The organism is Tautonia sp. JC769, from assembly GCF_040717455.1.
Classification (GTDB): domain Bacteria; phylum Planctomycetota; class Planctomycetia; order Isosphaerales; family Isosphaeraceae; genus Tautonia.
The window spans coordinates 152,282-175,349 of sequence record NZ_JBFEFH010000004.1; the positions used below are offsets into that span (position 1 = coordinate 152,282).

At 69.1% G+C, this 23,068-nt stretch carries 17 protein-coding genes and 1 tRNA gene; 6 read left to right on the forward strand and 12 right to left on the reverse strand.

Annotated features, from left to right (window positions below):
* The first annotated feature begins 129 nt into the window (after window positions 1–129).
* A complete protein-coding gene (locus AB1L88_RS06050; protein WP_367095738.1) occupies window positions 130–786 on the forward strand; it encodes a hemolysin III family protein in 657 nt (218 codons plus the stop codon).
* A gap of 221 nt (window positions 787–1,007) precedes the next feature.
* Window positions 1,008–2,585 carry an AbgT family transporter gene (locus AB1L88_RS06055; protein WP_367095879.1) on the forward strand — a complete coding sequence of 526 codons (1,578 nt, stop codon included), beginning with the start codon at window positions 1,008–1,010 and terminating at the stop codon, window positions 2,583–2,585.
* Window positions 2,586–2,674: 89 nt separating this feature from the next.
* Here AB1L88_RS06055 and AB1L88_RS06060 read toward each other — a convergent pair whose 3' ends face one another.
* Complete coding sequence (locus AB1L88_RS06060; protein WP_367095739.1) at window positions 2,675–4,462, reverse strand: metal-sulfur cluster assembly factor; 1,788 nt, start codon at window positions 4,460–4,462, stop codon at window positions 2,675–2,677.
* A gap of 263 nt (window positions 4,463–4,725) precedes the next feature.
* Between AB1L88_RS06060 and AB1L88_RS06065 the strand changes: the two genes are divergently transcribed.
* From AB1L88_RS06065 to AB1L88_RS06075, 3 genes are all read left to right on the forward strand, one after another.
* Window positions 4,726–5,805 (forward strand): amidohydrolase family protein, encoded by a 1,080-nt coding sequence (locus AB1L88_RS06065; protein ID WP_367095740.1) that lies wholly within the window; start codon window positions 4,726–4,728, stop codon window positions 5,803–5,805.
* A 443-nt stretch (window positions 5,806–6,248) separates the two neighbouring features.
* A tRNA-Gln gene (locus AB1L88_RS06070) sits at window positions 6,249–6,319 on the forward strand.
* Between the two features lie 347 nt (window positions 6,320–6,666).
* Entirely contained in the window at window positions 6,667–10,116 is a 3,450-nt protein-coding gene (locus AB1L88_RS06075) for a protein kinase (RefSeq protein ID WP_367095741.1), read from the forward strand.
* On the opposite strand, the gene AB1L88_RS06080 is transcribed toward AB1L88_RS06075, so the two are convergent.
* On the reverse strand, window positions 10,113–11,615 hold the full coding sequence (locus tag AB1L88_RS06080; protein WP_367095742.1) for an arylsulfatase: 1,503 nt from the start codon (window positions 11,613–11,615) through the stop codon (window positions 10,113–10,115). The genes AB1L88_RS06075 and AB1L88_RS06080 overlap by 4 nt on opposite strands.
* 297 nt (window positions 11,616–11,912) lie before the next feature.
* Between AB1L88_RS06080 and AB1L88_RS06085 the strand changes: the two genes are divergently transcribed.
* On the forward strand, window positions 11,913–12,530 hold the full coding sequence (locus AB1L88_RS06085; RefSeq protein WP_367095743.1) for a SprT-like domain-containing protein: 618 nt from the start codon (window positions 11,913–11,915) through the stop codon (window positions 12,528–12,530).
* A 162-nt stretch (window positions 12,531–12,692) separates the two neighbouring features.
* Here AB1L88_RS06085 and AB1L88_RS06090 read toward each other — a convergent pair whose 3' ends face one another.
* The 10 genes from AB1L88_RS06090 to AB1L88_RS06135 form a co-directional block, all read right to left on the reverse strand.
* Window positions 12,693–12,890, reverse strand: coding sequence for a hypothetical protein (locus AB1L88_RS06090; RefSeq protein ID WP_367095744.1), 198 nt, complete (start codon window positions 12,888–12,890; stop codon window positions 12,693–12,695).
* A 119-nt stretch (window positions 12,891–13,009) separates the two neighbouring features.
* Entirely contained in the window at window positions 13,010–13,363 is a 354-nt protein-coding gene (locus AB1L88_RS06095; RefSeq protein WP_367095745.1) for an RNA-binding protein, read from the reverse strand.
* A 309-nt stretch (window positions 13,364–13,672) separates the two neighbouring features.
* Entirely contained in the window at window positions 13,673–14,653 is a 981-nt protein-coding gene (locus tag AB1L88_RS06100) for a universal stress protein (RefSeq protein WP_367095746.1), read from the reverse strand.
* A gap of 128 nt (window positions 14,654–14,781) precedes the next feature.
* On the reverse strand, window positions 14,782–15,354 hold the full coding sequence (locus AB1L88_RS06105; protein ID WP_367095880.1) for an NUDIX hydrolase: 573 nt from the start codon (window positions 15,352–15,354) through the stop codon (window positions 14,782–14,784).
* 77 nt (window positions 15,355–15,431) lie between these two features.
* A complete protein-coding gene (gene sucD, locus AB1L88_RS06110; RefSeq protein ID WP_367095747.1) occupies window positions 15,432–16,316 on the reverse strand; it encodes a succinate--CoA ligase subunit alpha in 885 nt (294 codons plus the stop codon).
* A gap of 141 nt (window positions 16,317–16,457) precedes the next feature.
* Complete coding sequence (sucC, locus tag AB1L88_RS06115; RefSeq protein WP_367095748.1) at window positions 16,458–17,705, reverse strand: ADP-forming succinate--CoA ligase subunit beta; 1,248 nt, start codon at window positions 17,703–17,705, stop codon at window positions 16,458–16,460.
* A gap of 416 nt (window positions 17,706–18,121) precedes the next feature.
* Window positions 18,122–18,781 carry an NYN domain-containing protein gene (locus AB1L88_RS06120; protein ID WP_367095749.1) on the reverse strand — a complete coding sequence of 220 codons (660 nt, stop codon included), beginning with the start codon at window positions 18,779–18,781 and terminating at the stop codon, window positions 18,122–18,124.
* Window positions 18,782–18,875: 94 nt separating this feature from the next.
* Window positions 18,876–20,372 (reverse strand): STAS domain-containing protein, encoded by a 1,497-nt coding sequence (locus AB1L88_RS06125; RefSeq protein ID WP_367095750.1) that lies wholly within the window; start codon window positions 20,370–20,372, stop codon window positions 18,876–18,878.
* A 180-nt stretch (window positions 20,373–20,552) separates the two neighbouring features.
* Window positions 20,553–21,854, reverse strand: coding sequence for a dihydroorotase (locus tag AB1L88_RS06130; RefSeq protein WP_367095751.1), 1,302 nt, complete (start codon window positions 21,852–21,854; stop codon window positions 20,553–20,555).
* 169 nt (window positions 21,855–22,023) lie between these two features.
* Window positions 22,024–23,013 carry an aspartate carbamoyltransferase catalytic subunit gene (locus AB1L88_RS06135; RefSeq protein WP_367095752.1) on the reverse strand — a complete coding sequence of 330 codons (990 nt, stop codon included), beginning with the start codon at window positions 23,011–23,013 and terminating at the stop codon, window positions 22,024–22,026.
* Window positions 23,014–23,068: the final 55 nt, after the last annotated feature.

Genomic DNA, 23,068 nt, shown 5'->3' on the forward strand with positions numbered 1-23,068 from the left:
ATGAGCGAGAGCGCGGCGGCATCGGGTCCTATCATTTCAAGACGAACGAGCCGGGGGAACGAGCCGATGAAGGTGGACCACCCACGAATCCCCAAATCCGTTCGACCGCGGAACGCCGGACACCACTGGATGAGCGATCAGCAGGAGCAGGAATGGCGGCCCTGGACGAAGGCCGAGGAACGGGCCAATGCCCTGAGCCACGGGCTCGGGTTCCTGGCGGCCCTGATGGTCTTCCCCTTCCTGATCGGCAGCGCACTTGAGGTCGGCGGGACGACCGCGGCGGTGGCGGCGGCGATCTTCGGGACGACGATGGTGGTCGTCTATCTCTCGTCGGCGCTCCACCATGCGCTGCCGGAAGGCCGGACGAAGCGGCGGGTCGAGGTCGTGGACCGCGCGGCCATCTTCCTGCTGATCGCCGGGACGTATACCCCGTTCGCGCTCGGCGTGCTGCGGGGGACCTGGGGCTGGCTCTTGCTGGGCACGGTCTGGAGCCTGGCGCTGTATGGGATCGGCCGGACGATCGCCGCGGGGTCGCTGCGCCCCTATCAAGGGACCAGGCTCTATCTGGTGATGGGCTGGTTGATCTTGCTCGTGGTCGGCCCCGTGACCGAGCGGATGGACCCGAGGGGGCTGGCCTTGCTGGTGGCGGGCGGGATGGCCTACACGATCGGCGTGGCCTTCTACGCGGCGCACCGGATGAAGTTCCATCATTTGATCTGGCACGTGTTCGTCCTGGCCGGGTCGGCCTGCCACGTGCTGGCGACGCTCTGGTACGCGTCGGCCTGAGTCGGGAAGGGGAGGGCGTCCGAACCCCGGTCGATCGCGAACCCGTCGGCCGGGGACCGGCCCCGTCGCGGGAGGCTCCCCCTTGCGTGGCCCGCCGTCCGTGTCAGAATCGGGACGGGTCGAGGCGGAGGGGCTCGGCGGCGAGCCCGACTCGGTCCGCCCCTTTTTGGCCCGATCGGCGAGCAACGCGACCGATGAACGACGAGCCCGAGCAGCCGCAGATGCCCCCCGACGCGACCGACCCGCCCGCCCAGGTCACGGGGGTCGACCCCGAGAGCCGGAGATCGGCGATCGATCGCGCCTTGAACCTGATCGAGCGGCTCGGCAACATGCTGCCCGATCCGGCGGTGTTGTTCCTGATCCTGATGGTGGTCGTCTGGGGGGCGTCGGCGGCGCTCGCCCCGATCGAGTTCACCGAGATCCATCCCGTCACCCAGGAGCCGATCCGGATCCAGAACCAGTTGACCGGCGAGAGCCTGGCCGACTTCCTGGCGAACATGGTCGCCACATTCGTCGGCTTCCACCCGCTGGGGGTGGTGCTGGTGGCCCTGCTCGGGGTGGGGGTGGCCGAGCACACCGGCTTCATCAATGCGGGATTGAAGGCCCTGCTGGGGATCACGTCTCGTTCGCTGTTGACGCCCATGCTCATCCTGGTGGCGATCGTCAGCCACACGGCCGCCGACGCCGGTTATGTGCTGGTGATCCCGCTCGGGGGGGTGATCTTCCATGCCGCCGGGCGGCATCCGCTGGCGGGGATCGCGGCGGCCTTCGCCGGGGTCTCGGGGGGGTTCAGCGCGAACTTCATCCCGTCGGGGATCGACCCGTTGCTCCAGGGCTTGACGCAGGCCGGGGCGCAGGTGATCGACTCCGACCGCCTGGTGAACCCGCTCTGCAACTGGTACTTCACGGCGGCGTCGTCGGCCCTCATCATCCTGCTGGGTTGGTACCTGACGGACCGGGTCATCGAGCCTCGGCTGGCCATGACGAAGGTCGACGGGGACCTCTCCGACCTGCAGCCGATGGAGTCGCTCGGCAAGCGCGAATGGCGAGGGCTGGTGGCCGCCCTGGTGGCGATGGTCGGCAGCATCGTCGCGCTCGGGGTCCTGAGCATGCCGGCCGATTCCCCCTTGCGGTCGCCCGAAGGGGGCTTGACCGACGCCAGGGCCCGGCTGATGCAATCGATCGTCCCCTTGATCTTCCTCCTCTTCCTGATCCCGGGCGTCGTGTACGGCTACGTGGCCGGGACGGTCAACGACCACCGGGACATCGTCAAGGGGATGAGCAAGTCGATGGCGGCGATGGGGTATTACATCGTCCTCGCCTTCTTCGCGTCCTTGTTCATCAAGGCGTTCAATGACTCGAACATCGGTGCATTGTTGGCGCTGAAGGGGGCCGACGGCCTGCGGGCGCTGCGATTGCCGCCGCAGGTCACGATCGTCGGGATCATCCTCCTGACCGGGTCGGTCAATCTGCTTGTGGGATCGGCCTCGGCCAAGTGGGCCTTGCTGTCGCCGATCTTCGTGCCGATGCTGATGCAACTGGGCATCTCTCCCGAGCTGACCCAGGCGGCCTACCGCGTGGGGGACTCGACCACGAACATCATCACCCCCCTGATGCCCTACTTCCCCCTGGTGGTGGTCTACTGCCAGCGCTACGTGAGGGGGACGGGGATCGGCACGCTCGTGTCGCTGATGCTGCCCTATTCGGTGGTCTTCCTCGTGGCCTGGACGGTCTTCCTGGTGATCTACTGGATGCTCGGGATCCCGATGGGACTCGACGCGCCGTACGCCTATCCCTGATTTTGGACGCGAAGGTGTGCCCGGACCCCGGGGAGGACGATCCCGTTTCCTCCTCCGGGTTCCGGGCCGGTTGAGGCTCGATCGTCCGATCAGGACGGCTCCAGGCCCATCGCTTGGCGTCCCTGATCGGACAGGCGGGCGATCGTCCAGGGGGGGTTCCAGGTCAGGTCGACGACGACGTCCCGAATCCCGTCGACCCTGAGCACATGTTCGCGGATCCCCTCGCTCACCCGTCCTCCGCCCTGGGAGACGAGGAAATCGTGGACCGGGCGGCCGCGGTGCGGCATGGTGACGAGCACTTGGGCGATCCCGGCCCGGACGCGGACATCGTAGACGTAGCCGAGGTCGACGATGCTGGCCTCGGCGGTGTAGAGCTGCTCGTCCTTCACCCGATGCAGGGCCTGCCAGATCTTGCGCTTGAGCGGCCCGAACTCCTCGGTCTCTCCGCCTCGGGCGAGCGCACCGAGGGCCTGCGGGCGGGGAACCTGGGGGAGTCCGTCCGCGCGGCACTCGATCGGATTCAAGAGCCGATGACGCATGGCCTCCAGGGACTCGGCGTCATCGCTCCCCGAGTGGGCGAACAGGTGATAGGCGTTGCGTTGATGGAAGACGGTGCCGGCCTTCAGCAGCGTCTTCTGCGCCGGGTATCGGCTCCAGAGCTGCCCGTGCCCCTCGTAGAAGAGGGTCGGCGAGCCGGAGTGGTCGATCCGGTCGTGCCCCTCGACCCGATGCTCCAGCCAGAAGGCGAGGAAGGCGTCGTGGCTGCGGTCGTTGTAGAACCCGACGCCCCAGAGATCGTCGGCCGACTCGGGGGGGATCGGGCCGTCGTGCAATTTGCCCGAGGCGTCGAACCAGATGAGGTTCGTGTAGGAGTAGCCGGAGAAGACCCACTCGTCGTCGCGCATGGCCTCGATCCGGAGATCCTTGATGACCTCCATGGTCCCTTCCTTGACGAAGTACGGGAGGCCGGCGTGGAAGGTGTAGGTCTGGTCGATGTGCATGCGGCTCGGCGTGAAGAGCGGGTGGATGGGGCTGTGCGGGAATCCCCAGCGCCGGACCCGGACGAAGACCGGGCCCCGCTCGATCTCGTAATCGGGGCATTCGGCCCAGTTGCGCACCCGGAGCTTCTGGAATGACCCCTGGTCGACATAATCATGTGCCCAGTCGATCCCGGGGGGTTCGCCGTGCCCCTTGCCCCCGGCGTAGAGCTCCAGGCCGTGCTGCCGACGAGAGACCAGGCGTTCGAGCTGGCCGACCTGCGCGGAGAGCTGCGCGACGTAATGCTGATTGCTGATCTCCAGCGCGTAGCCCTCGCCGTCGACCGTCAGGTCGGTGACGTACTCCGGGCGCTCGGCGTTGGGGTTGCCGGTGAAGACGAGGTAGGAGGACCGGTCGTGCTGGGGGACGTCGGCGAGGAAGGCCAGGCGGCATCGCCAGCCCCGATCGGACCGGGTCACCCCGGAGACCTGCGAGGGCAACTCCTCCAGCGTCCCGAGCGCCGGGTCGACGCGAGCGACCCGGAGTTCCCGGGCCGGGTCGGTCGCCTGGTCGGCCCGGAGTCGGAGGCGAATCTCGATCGGTTCGCGATCACGAGCCTGCCCGATCGTCTCGAACAATGACAGGGCCTGCACGAACTCCCAGCCGCGTGCCCAGTCGGCCCAGGGCCCGGGGAGCTCCCCGACGGCGACGAACCCGTCGGCATCCAGGTGCGCCGGCCCCGGATCCTCCGACTTCTGGCGATCGCAGTGAATCGTGTCTCGGATCGACTCCGCCAGCGAGAGGGCCAGGTCGAACCGCCCGTCCTCGTAGGCGGCCCGGAGGAGGCGGACCTTCTCGGAAACGGGGTCGGTCCGATCGTTCGAGGGGCTTCGACGCATGACGCTACTCGATTCTGAGTTCTGATTGGGACCGAAGCGACCGCTTGGTGCACGCCGCGCAATCAACCCGATGGTAAACCGCCACCCCGGGCCGGGCCAGCACGCAGCAATCCCGGCCGATGAGGCGTCACGCCCCCTGGCGATCGCGTGATGAGAATCGGATGCCGATGCTTGACACGCGTCGCTCGGGGTGCTGCGATAGCCGTCCGATTGGTCCGCCCGAAATCCGACTGCCGCTGGATACCGCCCAAGGAGCACTCGCGATGGGAATCGAATCAAACGACCTCGAACCGGGGCGTCCGGACGGCCCGACGACTCTCCCATCGACGACGATCTCCCGACGCAACCTGATGGGGGCAGCCCTGGCCGGGGTCGCCGGCCTCTCCCTCGCCGGACGACCGCGCCGCGCCGGCGGGGCGGCCCAGGAGCGGAATGCCGCCCGGACGGATGCCCAGGTGGATGCGCAGGCCCGGGTGGCCCCGCTCTCGATCGAAGACGAGCCCTACATCGACGCTCATTCCCACATCTGGACACCCGACCTCGATCGCTACCCCCTTGCCGAGGGCTTCACCCGCGACGACATGCAGCCCCCCTCGTTCACGGCCGAGGAGCTGCTGGCGACGTGCCGCCCCTCGGGGGTGGGTCGGGTGAACCTGATTCAGATGAGCTACTACGGATTCGACAATACGTACATGCTCGACATGATCGCCGCGTACCCCGATCGCTTCGTCGGCACGGCGATCATCGACCCCGAGGGCCGGGACCCCGCCGCCGAGATGGCGGCCCTGGCGACGAAGGGGGTCCGAGCCTTCCGCGTCCAACCGCAGTTGCTCAACCTCCCGATCGATCGGTGGCTCGATCACCCCGGCTACGACGCGATGTTCTCCAAGGCCCCCGAGACGCGGCAGGCCATCAGCTTCCTGATCGACCCTGATGCGTTGCCGGAGGTCGATCGGGCCTGCCGGGCCTATCCGGAGACCGCGTTCATCGTCGACCACCTGGCCCGGATCGGCGTCGATGGCCAGTTCCGATCGGCCGACATCGCGGCCCTCTGCGATCTCTCCCGGAACCCCAATGCCTATGTCAAGATCGGGGCCTTCTACGCGCTCAGTCCCATGGGACCTCCCTACCGTGACCTGGCCCCCTTGATTCGCCGCGTGATCGACGCCTATGGACCCCGCCGCTGCATGTGGGAAAGCGATTGCCCGTTCCAGGTGGTCGATCACTCGTATGAAAGCAGCATCGACCTGATCCGATCGCATCTCGATTTCCTCGATGACGACGACCGACGCTGGCTCCTCACCCGGACTGCCGAGGAACTCCTGTTCCGGCCGGCCCCCTGATCCCTCCCGACCCCCGGCCCGGACAGCCCCGCCCCCTCCGGGGCCGCGCCCCTCAAGGCCATCGTCGCCTCTGACCCCCTGGAGTCCGGTCCCCCCACACGAACCTTCCCGCCGAGGCCAATCAACCGGCCTCGGCCCTCGGTACATCGGCGATCCCCGCTCGTCCCGAAACCACGTCGAACCGGCTCCATGCGATGTCCCCGACTTCGCAAATCGCCTCCTCTCCCTTCTCTTCTCTCCTATAGCCGCATCCGCTCATCTCGCCGATTTTCCCGCAACTTCGAACGATTCGGCGAGCGACCCTGCCAATCGGCCTTGAACTCCGGCCCCGGTGTTGATTAAATATCCCTCCTGCCTGGTTCCACTCGACGTGATTCGATCGAGGATCCTCGCCCCGTTTTTTTTCACCACCGCTTCGTGGTGTCTTCGGCTGCTCTCCGAATTGGGGAATGGTGTAACGGTAGCACGCTTGACTCTGGATCAAGTAGTCTAGGTTCGAATCCTAGTTCCCCAGCTCACGAGAAACCCGCCGAGACGGCGGGTTTTTTCATGCGCGTTGCTGAATGGGATCACGCGTCGCCGGCGTGTCGATCAGGGCCATGGCGTGCCTGACGATCGGGGAGCAGGCGTCCAGGGCTTACCAATATGGCCGTTCGGCCTCGTGGCCGATCGGTCGAGGAGAAGCCGCGGAGGGAATCCGATCGGGGGGCCGAGCGTCGGGTCATCGGCGGGCGCTCCCGCCGCGGGGGGCAACGTGTTATGATTGGTCGATGGGTGGGGGGGTCGATCGGATCGTCCCGATGGCGAGGAGAATCGGCCGTCCCCGCCCGGAGTCCACAATCGTCAGGAGGGCGAACGATCATGGCGGACGACCCGACCGACGACAAGCCGACCGAGGGGGATGATTCGCGCGTCCCTTCGCTCCCCGATTGGTTCGCGAAGACCGACTTCGACGAGCTCCTGCTCCAGGGAGACACCCTCCCCGACGATTGGCCCGGTCCGGAGCGGGTCGAGCTGGAGCAACTGGGAGAGCTCCTGCACCTGCTGCACCAGCATCCGGACGGGCGGCCCGAGCATGAGGGACCCGCCCCGGGTCGCCCGAAGGCGTCGGCCGAGCCGGGCCCCGGGGCCATCGACGGCCAATTCCCCCCCCTCGGCCGATTCGTGATCGATCGCGAGCTGGGTCGAGGGGGGTTCGGCGTCGTCTACCGGGCCTACGACCCGGACATGGACCGCATGGTCGCCCTGAAACTCCCCCGGGCCGACGCCCTGGTCACCCCCGACACGCGCCGACGCTTCCTCCGCGAGGCCCGCATCGCCGCCCGGCTCGACCACCCGCACCTGGTCCCGGTCTTCGAGGCCGGTCAGGTCGGCCCCATCTGCTACATCGCCAGCGCCTATTGCGAGGGGCCGAACCTGGGGCGATGGCTCCGCGAGCAGCCGAGGCCGCTCGACCCGCTCCTCGCGGCCCGGCTGGCCCGGGTCCTGGCCGAGGCCGTGGCCCATATCCACGCGAGGGGCCTCCTGCACTGCGACCTCAAGCCCGGCAACGTCCTGATCGAGCCGCCGCACGCTCCCGACGGGGACCCGGTCCTCCGACTCACCGACTTCGGGCTGGCCCGGCTGCTCGACTCGGCCCCGAGCACGTCGACCGCCGCCCGGCCGATGGGCACGCCGCCCTACATGGCCCCCGAGCTGATCGAGGGCCGGCCGAATGCCATCGGCCCTCCGGCGGATCTGTATGGCCTGGGGGCGATCCTGTTCGAGCTGCTCGCGGGACGGCCCCCGCATCAGGCCGAGACCCCGATCAAGCTGATGCACGAGGTCCTCTCCCGCCCCCCCGAGGCCCTCCGGAAGGCCCGCCCCGAGATCCCGAAGGACCTGGAGGCCGTGTGCCTCCGCTGCCTGGAGAAACGGCCCGAGTCGCGCTACCGATCGGCCCGGGCGCTGGCCGAGGACCTCGACCGGGTGCTGGCCGGCGAGCCGACCGAGGCCCGCCCCCTGGGCCGCGTGCACCGCCTGGCGCGGTGGTCGGCCCGGCATCCGGCCCGGGCGGCCCTGGTCGGCCTGGGGGTGCTGACGATCGCCCTGAGCCTCGGCTCGGCGATCGCCCTGTCCCGCTCGAACGCCCGGCTGGAACTCGCCCGGGCCGAGACCCAGCGGGCGCTGGAGGGGGAGCGTCGCCTGCGGTACGTGGCCACGCTCGCCCTCGCCCAGGAAGACGCCAACCGGGGTCGGGTGACGCAGGCCCAGCAGCGGCTCCTGCAGCTCGTCCCCGCCCTCGACGGCGACGACCAGCTCGACTTCGCCTGGCACTACCTGTACCGCCGGCTCCGGGGCGATCGCACGGTCCTGGGGGTCCTGCCCGGCCTGGTCGAGCACGTCGCCGCCGGGACTCGGGGGGACGTGCTGGCCAATACCCGGGGGAGCGTCGGCTGGTGGCGGCTCGACTCCCGGTCCGGGGAACGCCCCCGCGTGCGGAGGCTCCCCCCGCCGGCCCTCGGGGGCCTCTACACGTGGTCGGTCGGGCCGATCACCCCCGACGGATCGCTGGCGGTGCTCAACGTCGATGACCGCCTGATCGACGACCTCGATCGGTGGCGGACGGTCGCCTCGCCCCCGCTCGACGCCGAGCAGAAGGCCGAGGCCGATCGTCGAGAGGCCCTCGCGCTGCTCTCCCTGACCGACGGCCGGGTCGACCTGGTCGAGGTGGAGGACCTGGAGCTCGCGATTCCGGGCGCCTTCTCCCCCGACGGGTCGACCCTGGTGGTTGGCCGTCGGGACGAGGGCAGGGGAGTCCCGCTGGTCGAGTCGATCGAGGTGGGGCTCGCGACGGGCCGTCGGCTGTCGATCGTCCTGGTCCGCGAGGCCAGGGAACTCTCGATCCGTCCCGACGGCCGATGCGTCGCCTCGATCCTGCCGATCGAACGCCGGGCGGGGGCGGGGGAACCGCGCGACCTGATCCTCTTCGACCTGCCGTTGCAGGCGAAGGCGAGGGCCCGTCGCATCCCCCTGGCCGACAACGCCTTCCTCTCGGCCGCCCCCGTCGATGGCGGGCCGATCGTCTCGACGGCGGGCCGCGAGCTGGAATACCGGGACGCGACGACCGGCCGCCTGGTCCGCTCCGAACCGTGGTCCGACGACCTCATCAATCACGTTGTCTTCTCGGGAGACGGCGATCGGCTCTTCGTTGCGGACGAATCGAGGCGGGCCGCCGTGATCGGAACCGGCATCGAGACGGGCAGCGAGCCGCTCGGAGGGCTCTCAAGCCCGGTGAACGCCGCCGAATTCCTCCCGGGGAAGCCCGACGTGGTGATCGGCATGGGGAACGGCCAGGTGATGCTCTGGCACCCCGAGCCGCTCCCCGATCTCCCTCAGCTCGAGGGCCACGCCGACGAGGCCTGGGACGTAGCGTTCGCGAACGACAGCCGTCGATTGGCCTCGTTCGGCGGGGACGGGCTGGTCAAGGTCTGGGATCTCGAGTCGGGGGCGCTGCTCGGCGAGTTCGAGGGGCACGAAGGCTGGTCCTCGTGCCTGGCGATGGCCCCCGACACGCGACTCCTGGTGTCGGCCGACTTCCTCGGGAGGATCCTCGGCTGGGACCTCGACGCCGGCGGGCTCTCCAGGGAGTACCGGGGACACGACGCCCGGGTCCGCGACCTGGCCTTCAGCCCGGATGGGGCGATCCTGGCCGCCGGCGGCGACCTCGGCGAGGTCGTCCTCTGGGACGCCGCCACCGGAAAAGAGCACGCCCGGCTCCCGGGGAGCGGGGCCAAGATTCGGGGCCTGGCCTTCCGGCCCGATGGCCGGGTGCTTGCCGTGGCCGACGACGAGGCCCGGGTGCTGCTCTTCGATCTGCGCACGAGGCGCCGGCTCGGCTCCTTCGCGGCCGGTTCGACCACCTCCGCCACCTCGGCGGTGACCTGCATCGCCTTCAGCCCCGACGGCCGGGTCCTGGCCGGTGGCGACAACCTCGGCTCGGTCATCCTCTGGGACGCTTCGAGCGGCCGGGAACGGGTCCGCCGCATGCTGCGACACGCCGAGGAGCTGAGCGACCTGGCCTTCAGCCCCGACGGGCGATTGCTGGCCACGGCCGGGCAGGATGGGGTCGTCTCCCTGCTGGACGTCGCCACCGGCGAGGCGCACCTGTCCCTGACCGACCACGACGGCGGCGTCAACGCGGTGGCCTTCTCCCCCGACGGCCGCACCCTGGCCTCGGCGGGCCACGACGGCTCGATCCGGCTCTACTGGGCGGGCCTCGGGACGCCGCTCAACGGCCGACGCCCGCCGGGCCCTTTCCTGGCGAATTAAGGCCGATCATCGGGCGGCCCCAGGGCGTCGAGCACCGGGATCGGGAAGAGGGCCGAAGGCTCCCTCGCCTCGAACATCAGGCGTTCGATCCGGTCCACGATCTCCGGGTGTTCTGCCGAGCGGTCGTGCAATTCCCCGGGGTCGGAGGCGAGATTGTAGAGCTCAAGACCCAGATCCTCGCCGCGCATCAGGTCGGTGCGAACCCCCTTCCAGTCGCCGAGCCGGAGGGCCTGCTGCCCCCCGTAGCCCGGGAATTCCCAGTAGAGCCAGTCGTGCCCGGCCTGGTCTCCGGGGGAGCCGAGCAGGGTCGGCGCCAGGCTCAGGCCGTCGATCGACTCGGGGATCAGGTCCGATGCCCCTGCCAGGTCGAGGAGCGTCGGCAGGAGGTCGGGGAAGTAGCCGACCGCGTCGCTCTCGGTCCCCTCGGGGATGCGGCCGGGCCATCGGGCGATGGTCGGCACGCGCAGGCCGCCCTCGTAGACCTGCCCTTTCAGGCCTCGGAACGGGCCGTTGGAGTCGAAGAAGGCGCTGTCCGCCCCCCCCACGCGGTCGTGGGTCGGGCCGTTGTCCGACGTGAAGAGGACGATCGTCTCTCCGGTCAGGCCGAACTCGTCGATCCTGTCGAGGATGCGACCGATCTCGTGGTCGAGGTAGCTGACCATGGCCGCGTAGCCGGCGTGGGGCGTCGGGTGCGACGTATAACCCCTCGGACTCTCGTTGATCCATCCGGGATCGTCGCCGAGCGTGCCACGGTACCGGGCGATCCATTCCTCGGGAGCCTGGATCGACACGTGGGGGATGGTGAACGGCAGGTAGAGGAAGAAGGGGCGATCCCGATGCTCCTCGACGAACCGGAGCGCCTCCTCCGAGAACCGCTCCTGGGCGTGGATGGCGCCGGTCTGGCCGCGATCGTTGCCGGGCAGCGGGACCTGCTCGCCATTGCGCCAGAGGAACCTCGGGTAGTGATTGTGCGCGTGGGCCTGGCAGAGATAGCCGAAGAAGAGGTCGAAGCCCTGGCGGTTCGGATCGCCCGACGACCCCTCGAAACCGAGCCCCCACTTGCCGATCGCCCCGGTCGCGTACCCCCGACGCTTGAACAGCTCGGCGAGCGTCACCTCATCGTCGGGGATGGGATTCTGGCCCGGGAAGAGGCCGCGATCGTCGTCCCGGACCCGGCCCGGGGGGTTCCCATTGTTCCGCACGAAGGAATGGCCCGTGTGCTTGCCGGTCATCAGCGTGCAGCGGGCCGGGGCGCAGACGGGGCTGCCGCTGTAGAAGGAGGTCAGCCGCATCCCCTCGAACGCCAAGCGGTCGAGGACCGGCGTCCTGATCCGTTTCTGGCCGAAGCACCCGAGTTCGGCATACCCCAGGTCGTCGGCCACGATCAGGACCACATTGGGCGGCCGGCCTTCCTCGGGACCCGAACCGGAGGCCACGCCCTGGCCCACGAGTCCGGCAAGAATCCCGTAAAACCATCGGCTCAACCGGGGTCGACTCATGGCACGCCCTCAGACAGGAGTGATGAACCCATCGGGGTCCGGGTCCGGCACCGGCCCTCGATCCGCCCATCCTCCCGGACGACCTGCAGGGGATCAAGCGTGCAACACCTCCCGCCTCCGGCCGCACGTGAGGTCGAAACCATCGAGGCCGGCATCAGCGCCCGCAGGTGAGACCATCCGGGAAAAGGCTCAACGCTCCTGGCGGTCGGCGGGGGAATTCGACGATAATTGCCGACGCGATCCGCACTGCGATCGCTCGCGAGCGGCGGACCCCAAACCCCCGGGTGAGTCATCCCCATGGATCTGGAGCAACTCCACGTCGTCGCCCGCAGGGAACTGGCCAGGTACGGATTGCAGGAGTGGCGATTCGGATTGGCCAGGACCAGGCGACGGCTCGGGGCGTGCAAGTACGCGACGAAGCAGATCGAGATCTCCGAGTATTATGCCCGGCATAGCCCCGCCGAGACCGTCCTCGACACCCTCCTGCACGAGATCGCCCACGCGATCGCCGGGCCGGGGGCCGGCCACGGGCCGGCCTGGAAGGCGATCGCCAGGCAACTGGGGGCGACCCCCCGTTCCTGCGAGTCCTCGTCGAGCGCGGTCGTCGAGCCGGGCGACTGGCAGGCCACCTGTCCCTCGTGCAATCAGACGGCCCACTTCTACCGGCAACCGAAGAGCCTGCGCGGCTATCGCTGCAAGTGCGCCGCCCGGTCTCCCCTGACCTTCGAGTACAAGGGCGATCCCGCCCGCAAGCCCGCCGCCCCGCCGTCGGCCGAGGGGGCGGCACGCTGGGAAGCGACCTGTCGCGGGTGCGGCGCGCAGTACCTCCGCGTCAGGCGGCCGAGGGACGGGCGGTATCGGTGTCGATGCGTCAGGGGGCACGCGCTCGTCTGGCGAGCACGATCCCCCGGTTGATCATCCGATGGCCGGTCGGCCTGGAGGCGATTGCATCCGAGCCTTCCGCGCGCAACGTTCATTTCGACGGTGTCCCGAGGACCTGGAGCGTCGAGGGCTCCGCGACCGCTCGTCAAACACACCGTTCGGGCCGCGCCGAGGCGGAGACGCGCGGGCGACGACTCAGACCGCCTCGTTGCCCCCGGAGACGGGGGCCGGCGACTCGGAGGCTGATTTGGCCGCCTTGGCCTTGGGGCGAGGCGGTTCGGCCTGCCGGACGGCGCATTGCGGATGAATTCCGGCCCGAGAGTAGACGGGTTGCTGGCAGACCGGGCAGCGAGCCCGGGTCGAGACCGGCATGTGCAGATGCTTCGAACTCATCAAGGCCTCCCGGTGGTTGGGGAACGGGTCACCGAGGATGCCATTCCAGGGGCGACCGCCGGAGCGGACGAGGAGCCCGCACGCGCGAGCTCCCCGAAAAGCCTCGTGGTGGCGGGCGATCAATAACGCCGGCCGCCGCCTCCCCCGTAACCACCGCCGCCGCCGTAGCCGCCGCCGCCGCCGCTCCGGCCCCGGCCGCCGCCGTAGCCGCCGCCGCCGCGGTCTTCCCGGGGCTTGGCCTCGTTCACGGTCAGCCGGCGGCCGTCGTGCTCGCGGTCGTTCAGGCCGTCGATGGCGGCCTGGGCCTCGGACTCGGTATCCATCTCAACGAAGCCGAAGCCCTTGCTGCGGCCCGTCTCGCGGTCCTCAATCACCTGAGCACTTTGGACGGTACCGAACTGCGAGAACAACTGCTCCAGGTCTGAACTGTTGACCGAGTAGGTCAGGTTGCCGACGTAGAGTTTCTTACCCACCACAACTCTCCTGGACGCAGACAGACCGGCCCCTCGATACTTTCCGGGCCGGAGAGAAAGGGGCTCAGCGTAAGCCCGATTTGGCGGGAACGGCGAAGGAGGAAGACGGATGCAGGCGCCAGTAACGGTCCCACCTCGCTCTCTCGGTCGTCAAACCAACCGATTTTGATCATAGCAAAGAAGCGGCGGCGAAGAAAGCGGGTGTTCCGGAACACTCCCCTGAATCCCGGATCTCCCCGCCCCTCGACGCCCCCGCCCCGCGGCGAGGACCCTCGCATTCGCATCAGAGCACGCGACGCTGAGGGCCCATCACCCCGGGCGACCCGGGTCGTCCGGGGCGTCGGCGTGGATCGGCGAGACGAACCCCCCGGGCTTCACCGCGAGGATCGAGCAGGAGGCCTGGCCGAGCAGCGACTCGGCCGTGTTCCCGATCAGCATGCCCGCGACCCCCGATCGGGCCATCGTCCCCATGATGATGACGTCGATCCGCTGCGCCTCGACGAACTCGGGGATGACCGCGTTCGGCGCCCCCCGGAGCAGTTGCACCGCCTCCGAGCCGATCCGCCCCCGGTGCCGCGCGACCAGGCGGTCGAGCGCCCGGGCGGCCCCGGACCGAACATTGTTCACATAGGTCTGGATCTGCTCGTCACTGTATCCGCAGTTGCGGAGGATCCCCTGGGCCTCGGCGTCCCAGACGTGGGCGACGATCAGCTCGGCCGCATCGGCGTCGGCCAGGGCCACCGCCAGGTCGAGGACGCGAGTGCCGACGGACTCCCGATCCGCCGACGACTCGGGGGCGCCGCCCATCGGGGCCGGATCCACGAGCGCCAACATCCGTTCCCTGGCCCCGGGATCTCTCGGCCCGCCCGACCGGGAGAGCCAGACCGGGCAGGGACAGGTCCGCAAGATCTGCCGATCCGCCGAGTGGAAGGCCCCCTCATCGGACGCCGCCGCATCCTTCACGAGCAGGTCGTGGCCGCCCCGGACCGCCTCGCGGACCGACTCCACGGCGGGACGCCCGCGGGCCACCCGGGTCTCCACGCCCACCCCGGCCGCCGAGACCCGGTCGGCGGCCGCCTCGACCCGCCGGCGGGCGTCGTCGAGGACGGCCTGGTCGACGCGGTCCGCGTCGTGCAAGGCGATCCGGGCGTACCAGGGCAATTCCTGCACGAGCCCCAGCAACGTGATCGAGGCGTGGAAATGGTCCGCGAGCCGGATCGCCCGATCCACCGCGTTCGGCGGCTCGGCCTCGTGATCCAGGGGCACGAGTATCTTCTGAATTGCGAGCATCGGTCTTCGCCCCCTGAGTTCGGATCCGTCACCGCTGGCACGGGCGACGGGTCCCGTCATGGCATCGCGACGTCGGTGAATCTCGATCCATCCGACCCCTCTCGGCGACGACGACCGCAGGCCGGGGCTCAGGGGCGACGGAGAGCCTCCTTCAGCAGGGCGACCATGCTCATCGAGTCGGTGATTTCGCCCCGATCGAGCATGGCACGCGCCTCGTCCCACGAGACCCGGCGCACTTGCAGTCGTTCGGTCGGTTCCGGCTGGCCTTGCCCCCGGGTCAACCGGGTGGCCCGATACAGGTAGGCGACCTCGTCGCTCACCGAGTTCGACAGGTGCATCGTCCCGAGCGATTCCCAGTGCTCGGCCGTCAGCCCCGTCTCCTCGGCCAGCTCGCGGCGGGCGGTCTCCTCCGGAGACTCGTCGGGCGGGCACCCTCCTTCCGGGATCTCCCACGAGTAGGAATCGAGCGGATAGCGGTACTGCCCGACCAGCCAGAGCGAGCCATCCTCCTCGACCGGGAGCACGCCGACCGCGCGATTCTTGAAATGCACGACCCCGTAAATCCCGGGCGAACCGTCGGGCCGGATCACCTGATCCTCCCGCACCGCGATCCAGGGGTTCTCGTAGTGGACCGCGCCGGAGAGGGTCGTCCAGGGATTCTCGCCCCCTCCCTCGCGGGCCGGGCCTCCCGGTTCCCGGATCTCGTCAGAGTGATCGGGCGCCAACGGTCGCTCCAAAAAGGGGGGGGATCGAGGGGGAAAACCGGCCGGCGATGCCGTCAGGCGTTGGCCATGGCCTCCTTGAGCGTCACCCCCATGTCGGCCGGGCTCTTGGCCACCAGGATCCCCGCCCCTTCGAGCGCGGCGATCTTGTCCGAGGCCTTGCCCGACCCGCCCGAGATGATCGCGCCGGCGTGCCCCATCCGCTTGCCGGGAGGGGCCGTCTGGCCGGCGATGAAGGCGGCGATCGGCTTGGTGAACGCCCCCGACTTCACATAGGCTGCCGCCTGCTCCTCGGCGTTGCCGCCGATCTCGCCCATCATCATCACGGCATCGGTGTCGGGGTCGTCCTGGAACATCTTCAGGACGGCGACGAAGTCGGTGCCGTTGACCGGGTCGCCGCCGATGCCGACGCAGGTGCTCTGGCCGATGCCCAGGTTGGTCAACTGCCAGACCGCCTCATAGGTCAAAGTCCCCGATCGGCTGACCACCCCCACGCGACCCGGCTTGTGAATATAGCCCGGCATGATCCCGATCTTGCAGGCCCCCGGGGTGATCACCCCCGGGCAATTCGGGCCGACGAGCCGGGCCGACGGGTGATGCGCCTTCAGGTAGGCCACGGCCCGGGCCATGTCCAGCACCGGGATCCCCTCGGTGATCGCGATGATCACCCGGATGCCGGCGTCGGCCGCCTCCATGATCGAGTCGGCGGCGAAGGGCGGCGGCACGAAGATCATCGAGGCGTCGGCCCCCGTCTCGGTCACCGCCTCATCCACCGTGTCGAAGACCGGCACACCCAGGGTCGTCGTCCCCCCCTTCCCGGGGGTCACGCCGCCGACGAGCTGCGTGCCGTAGGCCTTGCACTGCTCCGAATGAAAGGCCCCGGCCTTCCCGGTGATGCCCTGGCAAATCAATCGGGTGTTCTTGTCGACAAGGATGCTCATGGTCTTCTTTGTGAGTTCAGGGCGAGTCAAGGTGGGCGACCCCACCGATTTCTGAAACGATGGGCGGCGCCCACCCCACGTGATGATTCCCGGTCGCCTGACCGACGCTCGGCCGTGCTGACCCAACCGGCCCGAGACCGATCAGGACGACTGCGCCGCGGCCACGACCTTCTGGGCCGCGTCGGTCAAACCCTTGGCGGTGATGATCTTCCGGCCCGACTCCTCGAGCAGCTTCATCCCCTGTTCGACGTTCGTCCCCTCCAGGCGGACGACGAGCGGGAGCTTGAAGTCGATCTCGTCGTAGGCGGCCAGCAGGGCGGCGGCGATCGTGTCGCACTTCATGATCCCGCCGAAGATGTTCACCAGGACCGCCTTGACCTTGTCCGAGGCCAGCAAGATCCGGAACGCCTCGAGCACCTGATCCTTGTTCGCCCCGCCCCCCACGTCGAGGAAGTTCGCCGGCTCGCCGCCGTGATACTTGATCACGTCCATCGTCGACATCGCCAGGCCGGCCCCGTTGACCAGGCAGGCGATGTCACCGTCGAGCTGCACGTACGACAGGCCGTGCTCGGCGGCCCTCATCTCGTTCGCGTCTTCCTCGGCCGGGTCGATCAAGGCGGCGATGTCGGGGTGGCGGTACATCGCGTTGTCATCGAAGTTCAGCTTGCAGTCGAGCGCCAGCACTTCGCCGGCGTCGGTCACGATCAAGGGGTTGATCTCGGCGAGCGAGCAGTCGGAATCGAGGAAGAAGCGCACGAAGTTCTTGAAGAACTTCTGGCCGTTCTTCGCCGCCGGCCCCTCCAGTTGCAACGCCTTGACCAGCTTGCGGGCCTGGAAATCGGCCAGGCCGATCCCGACGTCGATCGTCTCCCGGTGGATCTTCTCGGGGGTCTTCTGGGCGACCTCCTCGATCTCGACACCGCCCTCGGTCGAGGCCATCAGGACCGGCGCCTGCACGGCGCGATCGACCGCCAGGCCCAGATACAGCTCCCGCGAGATGTCGTGGCCGACCGCGACGAGCATCTTGTTGATCTTCGCCCCATCAACCCCGGTCTGATAGGTGATGAGCGTCTTGTTCAGCAGGCTCTCGGCGGCCTTGCGCGCCTCGTCGGCGCTCCGGACCAGTTGGACGCCGCGGGCCACCCCGTCGGGGCGAGGCTTCTGTCCCGAGGCGATGGCCAGGGCGTCGGCCCGGTCGGCGTCGGGGCCGATCGCGATCCCCTTGCCGCGGCCCCCCGCGTGGACCTGGGCCTTGACCACCGCCAGCTCGCACCCGAGCTGCTCGAAGGCCTTCGCGGCTTCCTCGGGGGTCGAGACGACCTTCCCCTCCTGGACGGCGACTCCGGCGGCCTTCAAGAGGTCCTTGCCCTGGTATTCGTGAATCTTCATCGTCGGTCGCTATCCTTCGGAATTCGAGTCGGCCTCGGGCTTCGGGAGTCGGTCGAACCCAATGAGTCCCGTACCATGAGAATGAGGGGCGGTGCGAGCACACGAGACGAGGCTGGCCGCGGTCTCGGCCCGTCGCCCCCGAGCGATGGCGATCGGATCGACCGCAACGGGGACGATCGGCTCGTCGATCCGAGGGATCGGTGGAACGAGAGCCAGTCCGGGCCAGGCCGCCCCGCTCGGTCGAAGATCGAGACGCCCGGCGGAGGAGCGGATCGAGGGCCGTCACCGTCGACCACGGCGAGCCGCTCAACTCCAGGCGGGTCGGGGCCGGAGCCTCGATTCGATCCTCGCGGCGTGCTTCGGAAATTGGTTTTACCAAACGAACAAGGCACGCTGCCAGACCCCACCGCACGACCTCAGCGTCTCGGATTGCGGGGCATGACGCGGAGATGCTGGCGGAATTCCCGCTCCACCTCCCGGGCCACCTCGTCCAGGTCGAGGTCGCTCCACCAGTCCAGGGAGGGGGCCGCATCCTGGCGAGCCTGATCGAGCGACGCGATCGGCTCCTCGAATTCGAGGACCCAGGCATCGACCTCCTCGGGAGTCGGGCGATCCGGGCGGGCGCGTTCCAGATCGTCGGGGGCCGACTCCAGCGGCTTCGGCACGCGGCGACGCGATCGCAATTGATCGAGGAAATCGAGGAAGTCGTCCGACGACCGCGAGGTCGCCCGCCTCCGCTCGGCGGCCCTCCGGATCCGCCGGTCGCTCGACACCACCGTGAGCGACCGCGGGGCCGAATCCCGGGCGATCAGGCGCTCGATCCGGGTATCGGCGTCCTCGTCGTCGATCGCGTAGATCACCGTCATCCCCTTGAAGGTCGACTCGGGCGCCTGGTTCAGGGGGAGCGTCGACGCATCGAAGACGATGGTGGTGGACGACGCCTGCCGCTCGCCGAGCGTGATCGCCAGCTCGTTCAGGAACCGCTGCCGGGCCCTGCGCAGGCCGTCGGGGCCGAACCGACGGTCCATCCGTCCGGCCGCGTGCATCAGGTTGTAGCCGTCGATCAGCCATCTCATCAGGCTCACCCGTTCGACTGGGCCGCGGGTCGGCGCGTGCGTGCTCCTTTCCTTCAAGCATAGTCAACAAACCGCCTTACGGCAAACGTCCCGGTCACCGAGGCCAGGCGTCCAGGACCGCCTCGTCGAGGCTCGGGAACATCTCGATCAGCGATTGCAGCCCCACCACCTCCAGGGCCACCCGGACCGCCGGGGCCGGCTGGGCCAGCCGGAGGCCCCCCCCCTGACGCCTCAATTTCAGGTGATGGGCCATGATCACGCCGATCGCCCGGCCCGAGAGGCAGGCCACGGGGGCCAGGTTCATCACCACGTTCACCGCCGCGTCCGGCCGTCGCATCAGGCCGTCGAGGCTCTCCCGGAGCGCCTCGATCGCCTCCTCTCGGTCGAGCTGGCTCACCACGGGGGAGAGGACCAGCACGTCGTTGATCCGCTCCAGCCGGACGCCCTCGGGGGCCGACGCATCGACCTGTGTCGAAGTCGCTTCGGGCGTCTCGGGGTCGCCCGTCGCCTCCCAGATCGGCGATTCCCGCCCGCCCTCCGGATCCGGCGATCCCGCGGGCCGTCCCGCTCCGGCAGGCATCCCGCCGGATCGAGAGAGTTCGAGCTGATACGGCCCGATCGCAAATGAGGCCAGGCCCTCCAGGAGGGACGAGGAGGACCGGATCAGCGTCCCCTCGACCATCGTCCCGTTGCTCGAACCCAGGTCGTCCAGCCAGAACCCCCCGTCGCGTCGCCCGATCCAGGCATGAACACGGCTGACCGATCGGTGACGGAGCCGAAGCTCGCACGGTGCATCCCGGCCGATCCGGAGTCCCTGCTCCGGGATCCGGAGCGTCCCCAGCACGTTCCCGTCGCGTCGGATGGTGAGGAAGCCGGAGGGGCCGGGGGCTCGTGCCTCGACGCCCTGGCCCGTCGAACGCTCAACGGGAGGGCGGGGAGCCGATCGCTCGTCCAGGCAGTCGAGCAACTCCCTCGGGACCAGCTCCCCGGGGGTCGGCCAGGGACCGTCGAGGGCCGACTGCAGGTCCGGTTCCACCTTGAAATACCGTTCCAGGCCGCACAGCTCGATGAGCCGCCGGACGTCCTCGCCCACCTTGCACAGCTTCAGGCACCCGCCGGGACGCGCCGAGCAGAGGCGGTCGAGCGTCGTCACGATCTCCAGGAACTGGCTGGAGACCTGCTCGACTTTCGCCAGATTCAGGACGATCCGCGAGCAACCGGCCGCCGACAGGTCGCGAAGCTCGCCGCGCAACTCCGCCAGCGGCCCCTCGTGGATCAACTGGCCGTCGAGCAGATGGACCACCGTCAGATCGCCCCGATGCTCCGGGCGAAGCCGCTTCCATCCCTGCTGTCTCGGCGATTGCCGCGCGTCGGGCGGCGATTGCCCCGGGACCCGGCGGACCGGGGACCCGACCGGCGAGGACGAAGGCCCCGGGGCCGGGCCCTGGCGACGGCCCACACCATCGATCCGGGACGTGATCCAGTCTTCAACCAGGCGGTCCGCCTCCCGATCTCGGGAATCCTGGGCGCGGACCTCTTCCGGTCCGCGACCGGCCAGTCGGGCCGTCGAGGTGCGCGCGCAATCCATCATCGAGACTCCCCAACTCGTGGAGCACGGATGCGTCAAGGGGCCCGGCATCGCCCCTGGGACGTGCCGGGCCGCCACTCTCCGGTCCGAACCGCGTCGGACCCCACGAGGATCTTCAGCGTGATCGGGCCGGACTTCGGCCCGACTTTTTCCCCGGGACGACTCGCCTTGCAGAGATCCGGCTCAAGGGCCGGTCAGCGCCCCGGATCGGAACCGGACCTCGCCGTTGACGATCACCGTGTGGGCCCGCCCGGTCACTTCCCAGCCGCCGAACGGCGTGTTCCGGCTCTTGGAGCGCGACCGATCGGGGTCGATGACCCAGTGGGCGGCCGGGTCGAGGATCGTCACGTCGGCGTCGAACCCCGGCTTCAAGCTCCCCTTGCGATGCTCCAGCCCCAGAAGCTGCGCCGGGGCGATCGTCAGCATCCGGACCGCGGCGGGCCAGTCCAGGTGCCCCGGCTCGATCAGGTACGAGATGGTCAATGGAACAAGTGTTTCCAGCCCGATGATCCCGAACGGGGCCAGGTTCAGCTCGCGGGCTTTTTTCTCGGGGGCGTGCGGCGCGTGGTCGGTCGAGAGGACCTCGATCGTGCCGTCGGTCAGGCCCTCGATCACCGCCTCGACGTCGGCCTTCGTCCGCAAGGGGGGATTCATCTTGAAATGCGAATCGAACGATGCGAGCCGGTCGTCGGTCAGGGTGAAGTGGTGCGGGCAGGCCTCGGCCGTCACCCGGACCCCGCGGCGCTTCCCCTCGCGGACGCAATCGACCGCCCTGGCGGTGGAGATGTGCTGGATGTGCAGGCGGCCCCCCGTCACCTCGGCCAGGCGGATATCCCGGGCGACCATGATGTCCTCGGCCTCCGGGGGCATCCCGGGGATCCCGAGCCGCATCGACTGGAACCCGCCGTTCATCACGCCGCCCTCGGTCAATTCCATGACCTGGCAGTGTTGCATGATGACCTTGTCGAACATGCTTGCATATTGCAATGCCCGCTTCATCAGGGCCGGGTTGGCGACCGGGGCGCCGTCGTCGGTGAAGGCCACGGCGCCGGCCTCGACCAGGCGGCCCAGCTCGGCCAGCTCGGTCCCGCTCCGCCCCTTGCTGACGGCTCCGACGGGGTACACGTTGCACTTCTTCGCCCGCTTGGCCTGCAGGACGATGTACTCGACCCCCGCCGGGGTGTCGAGCGGGGGCAGGGTGTTCGGCATGCAGGCGACGGTGGTCACGCCGCCGGCCAGCGCCGCATCGGCCCCGGTGGCGATCGTCTCGTCCTCCTCGTTGCCCGGCTCGCGCAGGTGGACGTGGCAGTCGATCAGTCCGGGGGTGACGATGAGGCCGGAGGCGTCGATCACCTCGTCGGCCTGGCCCGGGCCGTCGCGGCCGACGGCGAGCACCTGCTTGTCCCGGAGCCAGAGGTCGAGGGTCGCGTCGATCCCCTGGCTCGGGTCGATGAGGCGGCCGCCCTTGATGTGGATGGTGCTCACGGTCGGAGATCCTTCACGGCGATTCGGACGGCCTCGCGCCCGTCGAGCGCGAGCGGGGCCTCCTCGATTTCAAGAGCAAAGCGGCGGCCGCGGTCGTCCACAACACGCCCTCGCCAACACGTTTGAGTTTGAGAATTTGAAAGCATCGATTTATTCGATCACGCCGAAATCACTCGGGCCGATGGCCCTGCGCGGCCCGCCCGCTGACGAGGTAGAGGACCGCCATGCGGACCGCCAGGCCGTTGGTCACCTGATCGAGGATCGCCGAGTGCGGTCCGTCGGCCACCTCGGGGGTCAGCTCGACCCCCCGGTTGATCGGGCCGGGGGCGATCAGCAGGACGTCGGGCCGGGATCGGAGGATGCGTTCCTGTGTCACGCCATAGAAGTAGAAGTATTCCGAGACCGAGGGGAACAGGCCCCGCTGCTGCCGCTCGGCCTGGATGCGGAGGACGTTGATCACGTCGAGCCGGGGCAGGACCTCGTCGAGGTGGTGCGCCACCTCGCAGCCGAGCTGCTCGAAGCCCCGGGGGACGAGGGTGGGGGGGCCGCAGAGGATGACCTTCGCCCCGAGCTTCGTCAGGCCCCAGATGTTCGAGCGGGCCACCCGGGAGTGGGCGATGTCGCCGACCAGGCCGACGGTCAGCCCCTCGATCCGACCCTTCTTGCGTCGGATGGTCAAGAGGTCGAGTAGGCCCTGGGTTGGGTGCTCGTGGGCGCCGTCGCCGGCATTGATGACCGACGAGCCGACGTGCTTGGCCAACAGGTGGGGGGCCCCCGAGATCGAGTGGCGGACGATCATCACGTCGCAGCCCATCGCCTCGATGTTGCGGGCCGTGTCGATGAACGACTCCCCCTTGGACAGGCTCGACGTGCTGGCCGAGAAGTCCTGGACGTCGGCCGAGAGCCGCTTGGCGGCGAGGCTGAAACTGGTCCGGGTGCGGGTCGAGTTTTCAAAGAAGAGGTTGAAGACCACCTTACCTTGCAGGGCCGGGACCTTCTTGCGGGGGCGGTCGGAGACCTCGGCGAAGGACTCCGCGGTGTCGAGGATCGCGGTGATCTCCTCGGCGGAAAGCTCCTCGAGTCCGAGCAGGTGGCGGCGGGTCCAGGTCGCGGATGGGGTCGCTGACGCGGTCGCGGCCGAAGCCGGCGCAGTGCTCACGGCGGTTCCTCCTTCGCCGGGAAGCCGATCGAATCAAAAAGGGGAGGGGGGCACG

Excerpts from the sequence above, each read along its gene's own strand:
- AB1L88_RS06050 (WP_367095738.1), top strand. The coding sequence starts at position 130 with ATGAGCGATCAGCAGGAGCAGGAATGGCGGCCCTGGACGAAGGCCGAG.
- AB1L88_RS06055 (WP_367095879.1), top strand. The coding sequence starts at position 1,008 with ATGCCCCCCGACGCGACCGACCCGCCCGCCCAGGTCACGGGGGTCGAC.
- AB1L88_RS06060 (WP_367095739.1), bottom strand. The coding sequence starts at position 4,462 with ATGCGTCGAAGCCCCTCGAACGATCGGACCGACCCCGTTTCCGAGAAG.
- AB1L88_RS06065 (WP_367095740.1), top strand. The coding sequence starts at position 4,726 with ATGGGAATCGAATCAAACGACCTCGAACCGGGGCGTCCGGACGGCCCG.
- AB1L88_RS06075 (WP_367095741.1), top strand. The coding sequence starts at position 6,667 with ATGGCGGACGACCCGACCGACGACAAGCCGACCGAGGGGGATGATTCG.
- AB1L88_RS06080 (WP_367095742.1), bottom strand. The coding sequence starts at position 11,615 with ATGAGTCGACCCCGGTTGAGCCGATGGTTTTACGGGATTCTTGCCGGA.
- AB1L88_RS06085 (WP_367095743.1), top strand. The coding sequence starts at position 11,913 with ATGGATCTGGAGCAACTCCACGTCGTCGCCCGCAGGGAACTGGCCAGG.
- AB1L88_RS06090 (WP_367095744.1), bottom strand. The coding sequence starts at position 12,890 with ATGAGTTCGAAGCATCTGCACATGCCGGTCTCGACCCGGGCTCGCTGC.
- AB1L88_RS06100 (WP_367095746.1), bottom strand. The coding sequence starts at position 14,653 with ATGCTCGCAATTCAGAAGATACTCGTGCCCCTGGATCACGAGGCCGAG.
- sucD (WP_367095747.1), bottom strand. The coding sequence starts at position 16,316 with ATGAGCATCCTTGTCGACAAGAACACCCGATTGATTTGCCAGGGCATC.
- sucC (WP_367095748.1), bottom strand. The coding sequence starts at position 17,705 with ATGAAGATTCACGAATACCAGGGCAAGGACCTCTTGAAGGCCGCCGGA.
- AB1L88_RS06120 (WP_367095749.1), bottom strand. The coding sequence starts at position 18,781 with ATGAGATGGCTGATCGACGGCTACAACCTGATGCACGCGGCCGGACGG.
- AB1L88_RS06125 (WP_367095750.1), bottom strand. The coding sequence starts at position 20,372 with ATGATGGATTGCGCGCGCACCTCGACGGCCCGACTGGCCGGTCGCGGA.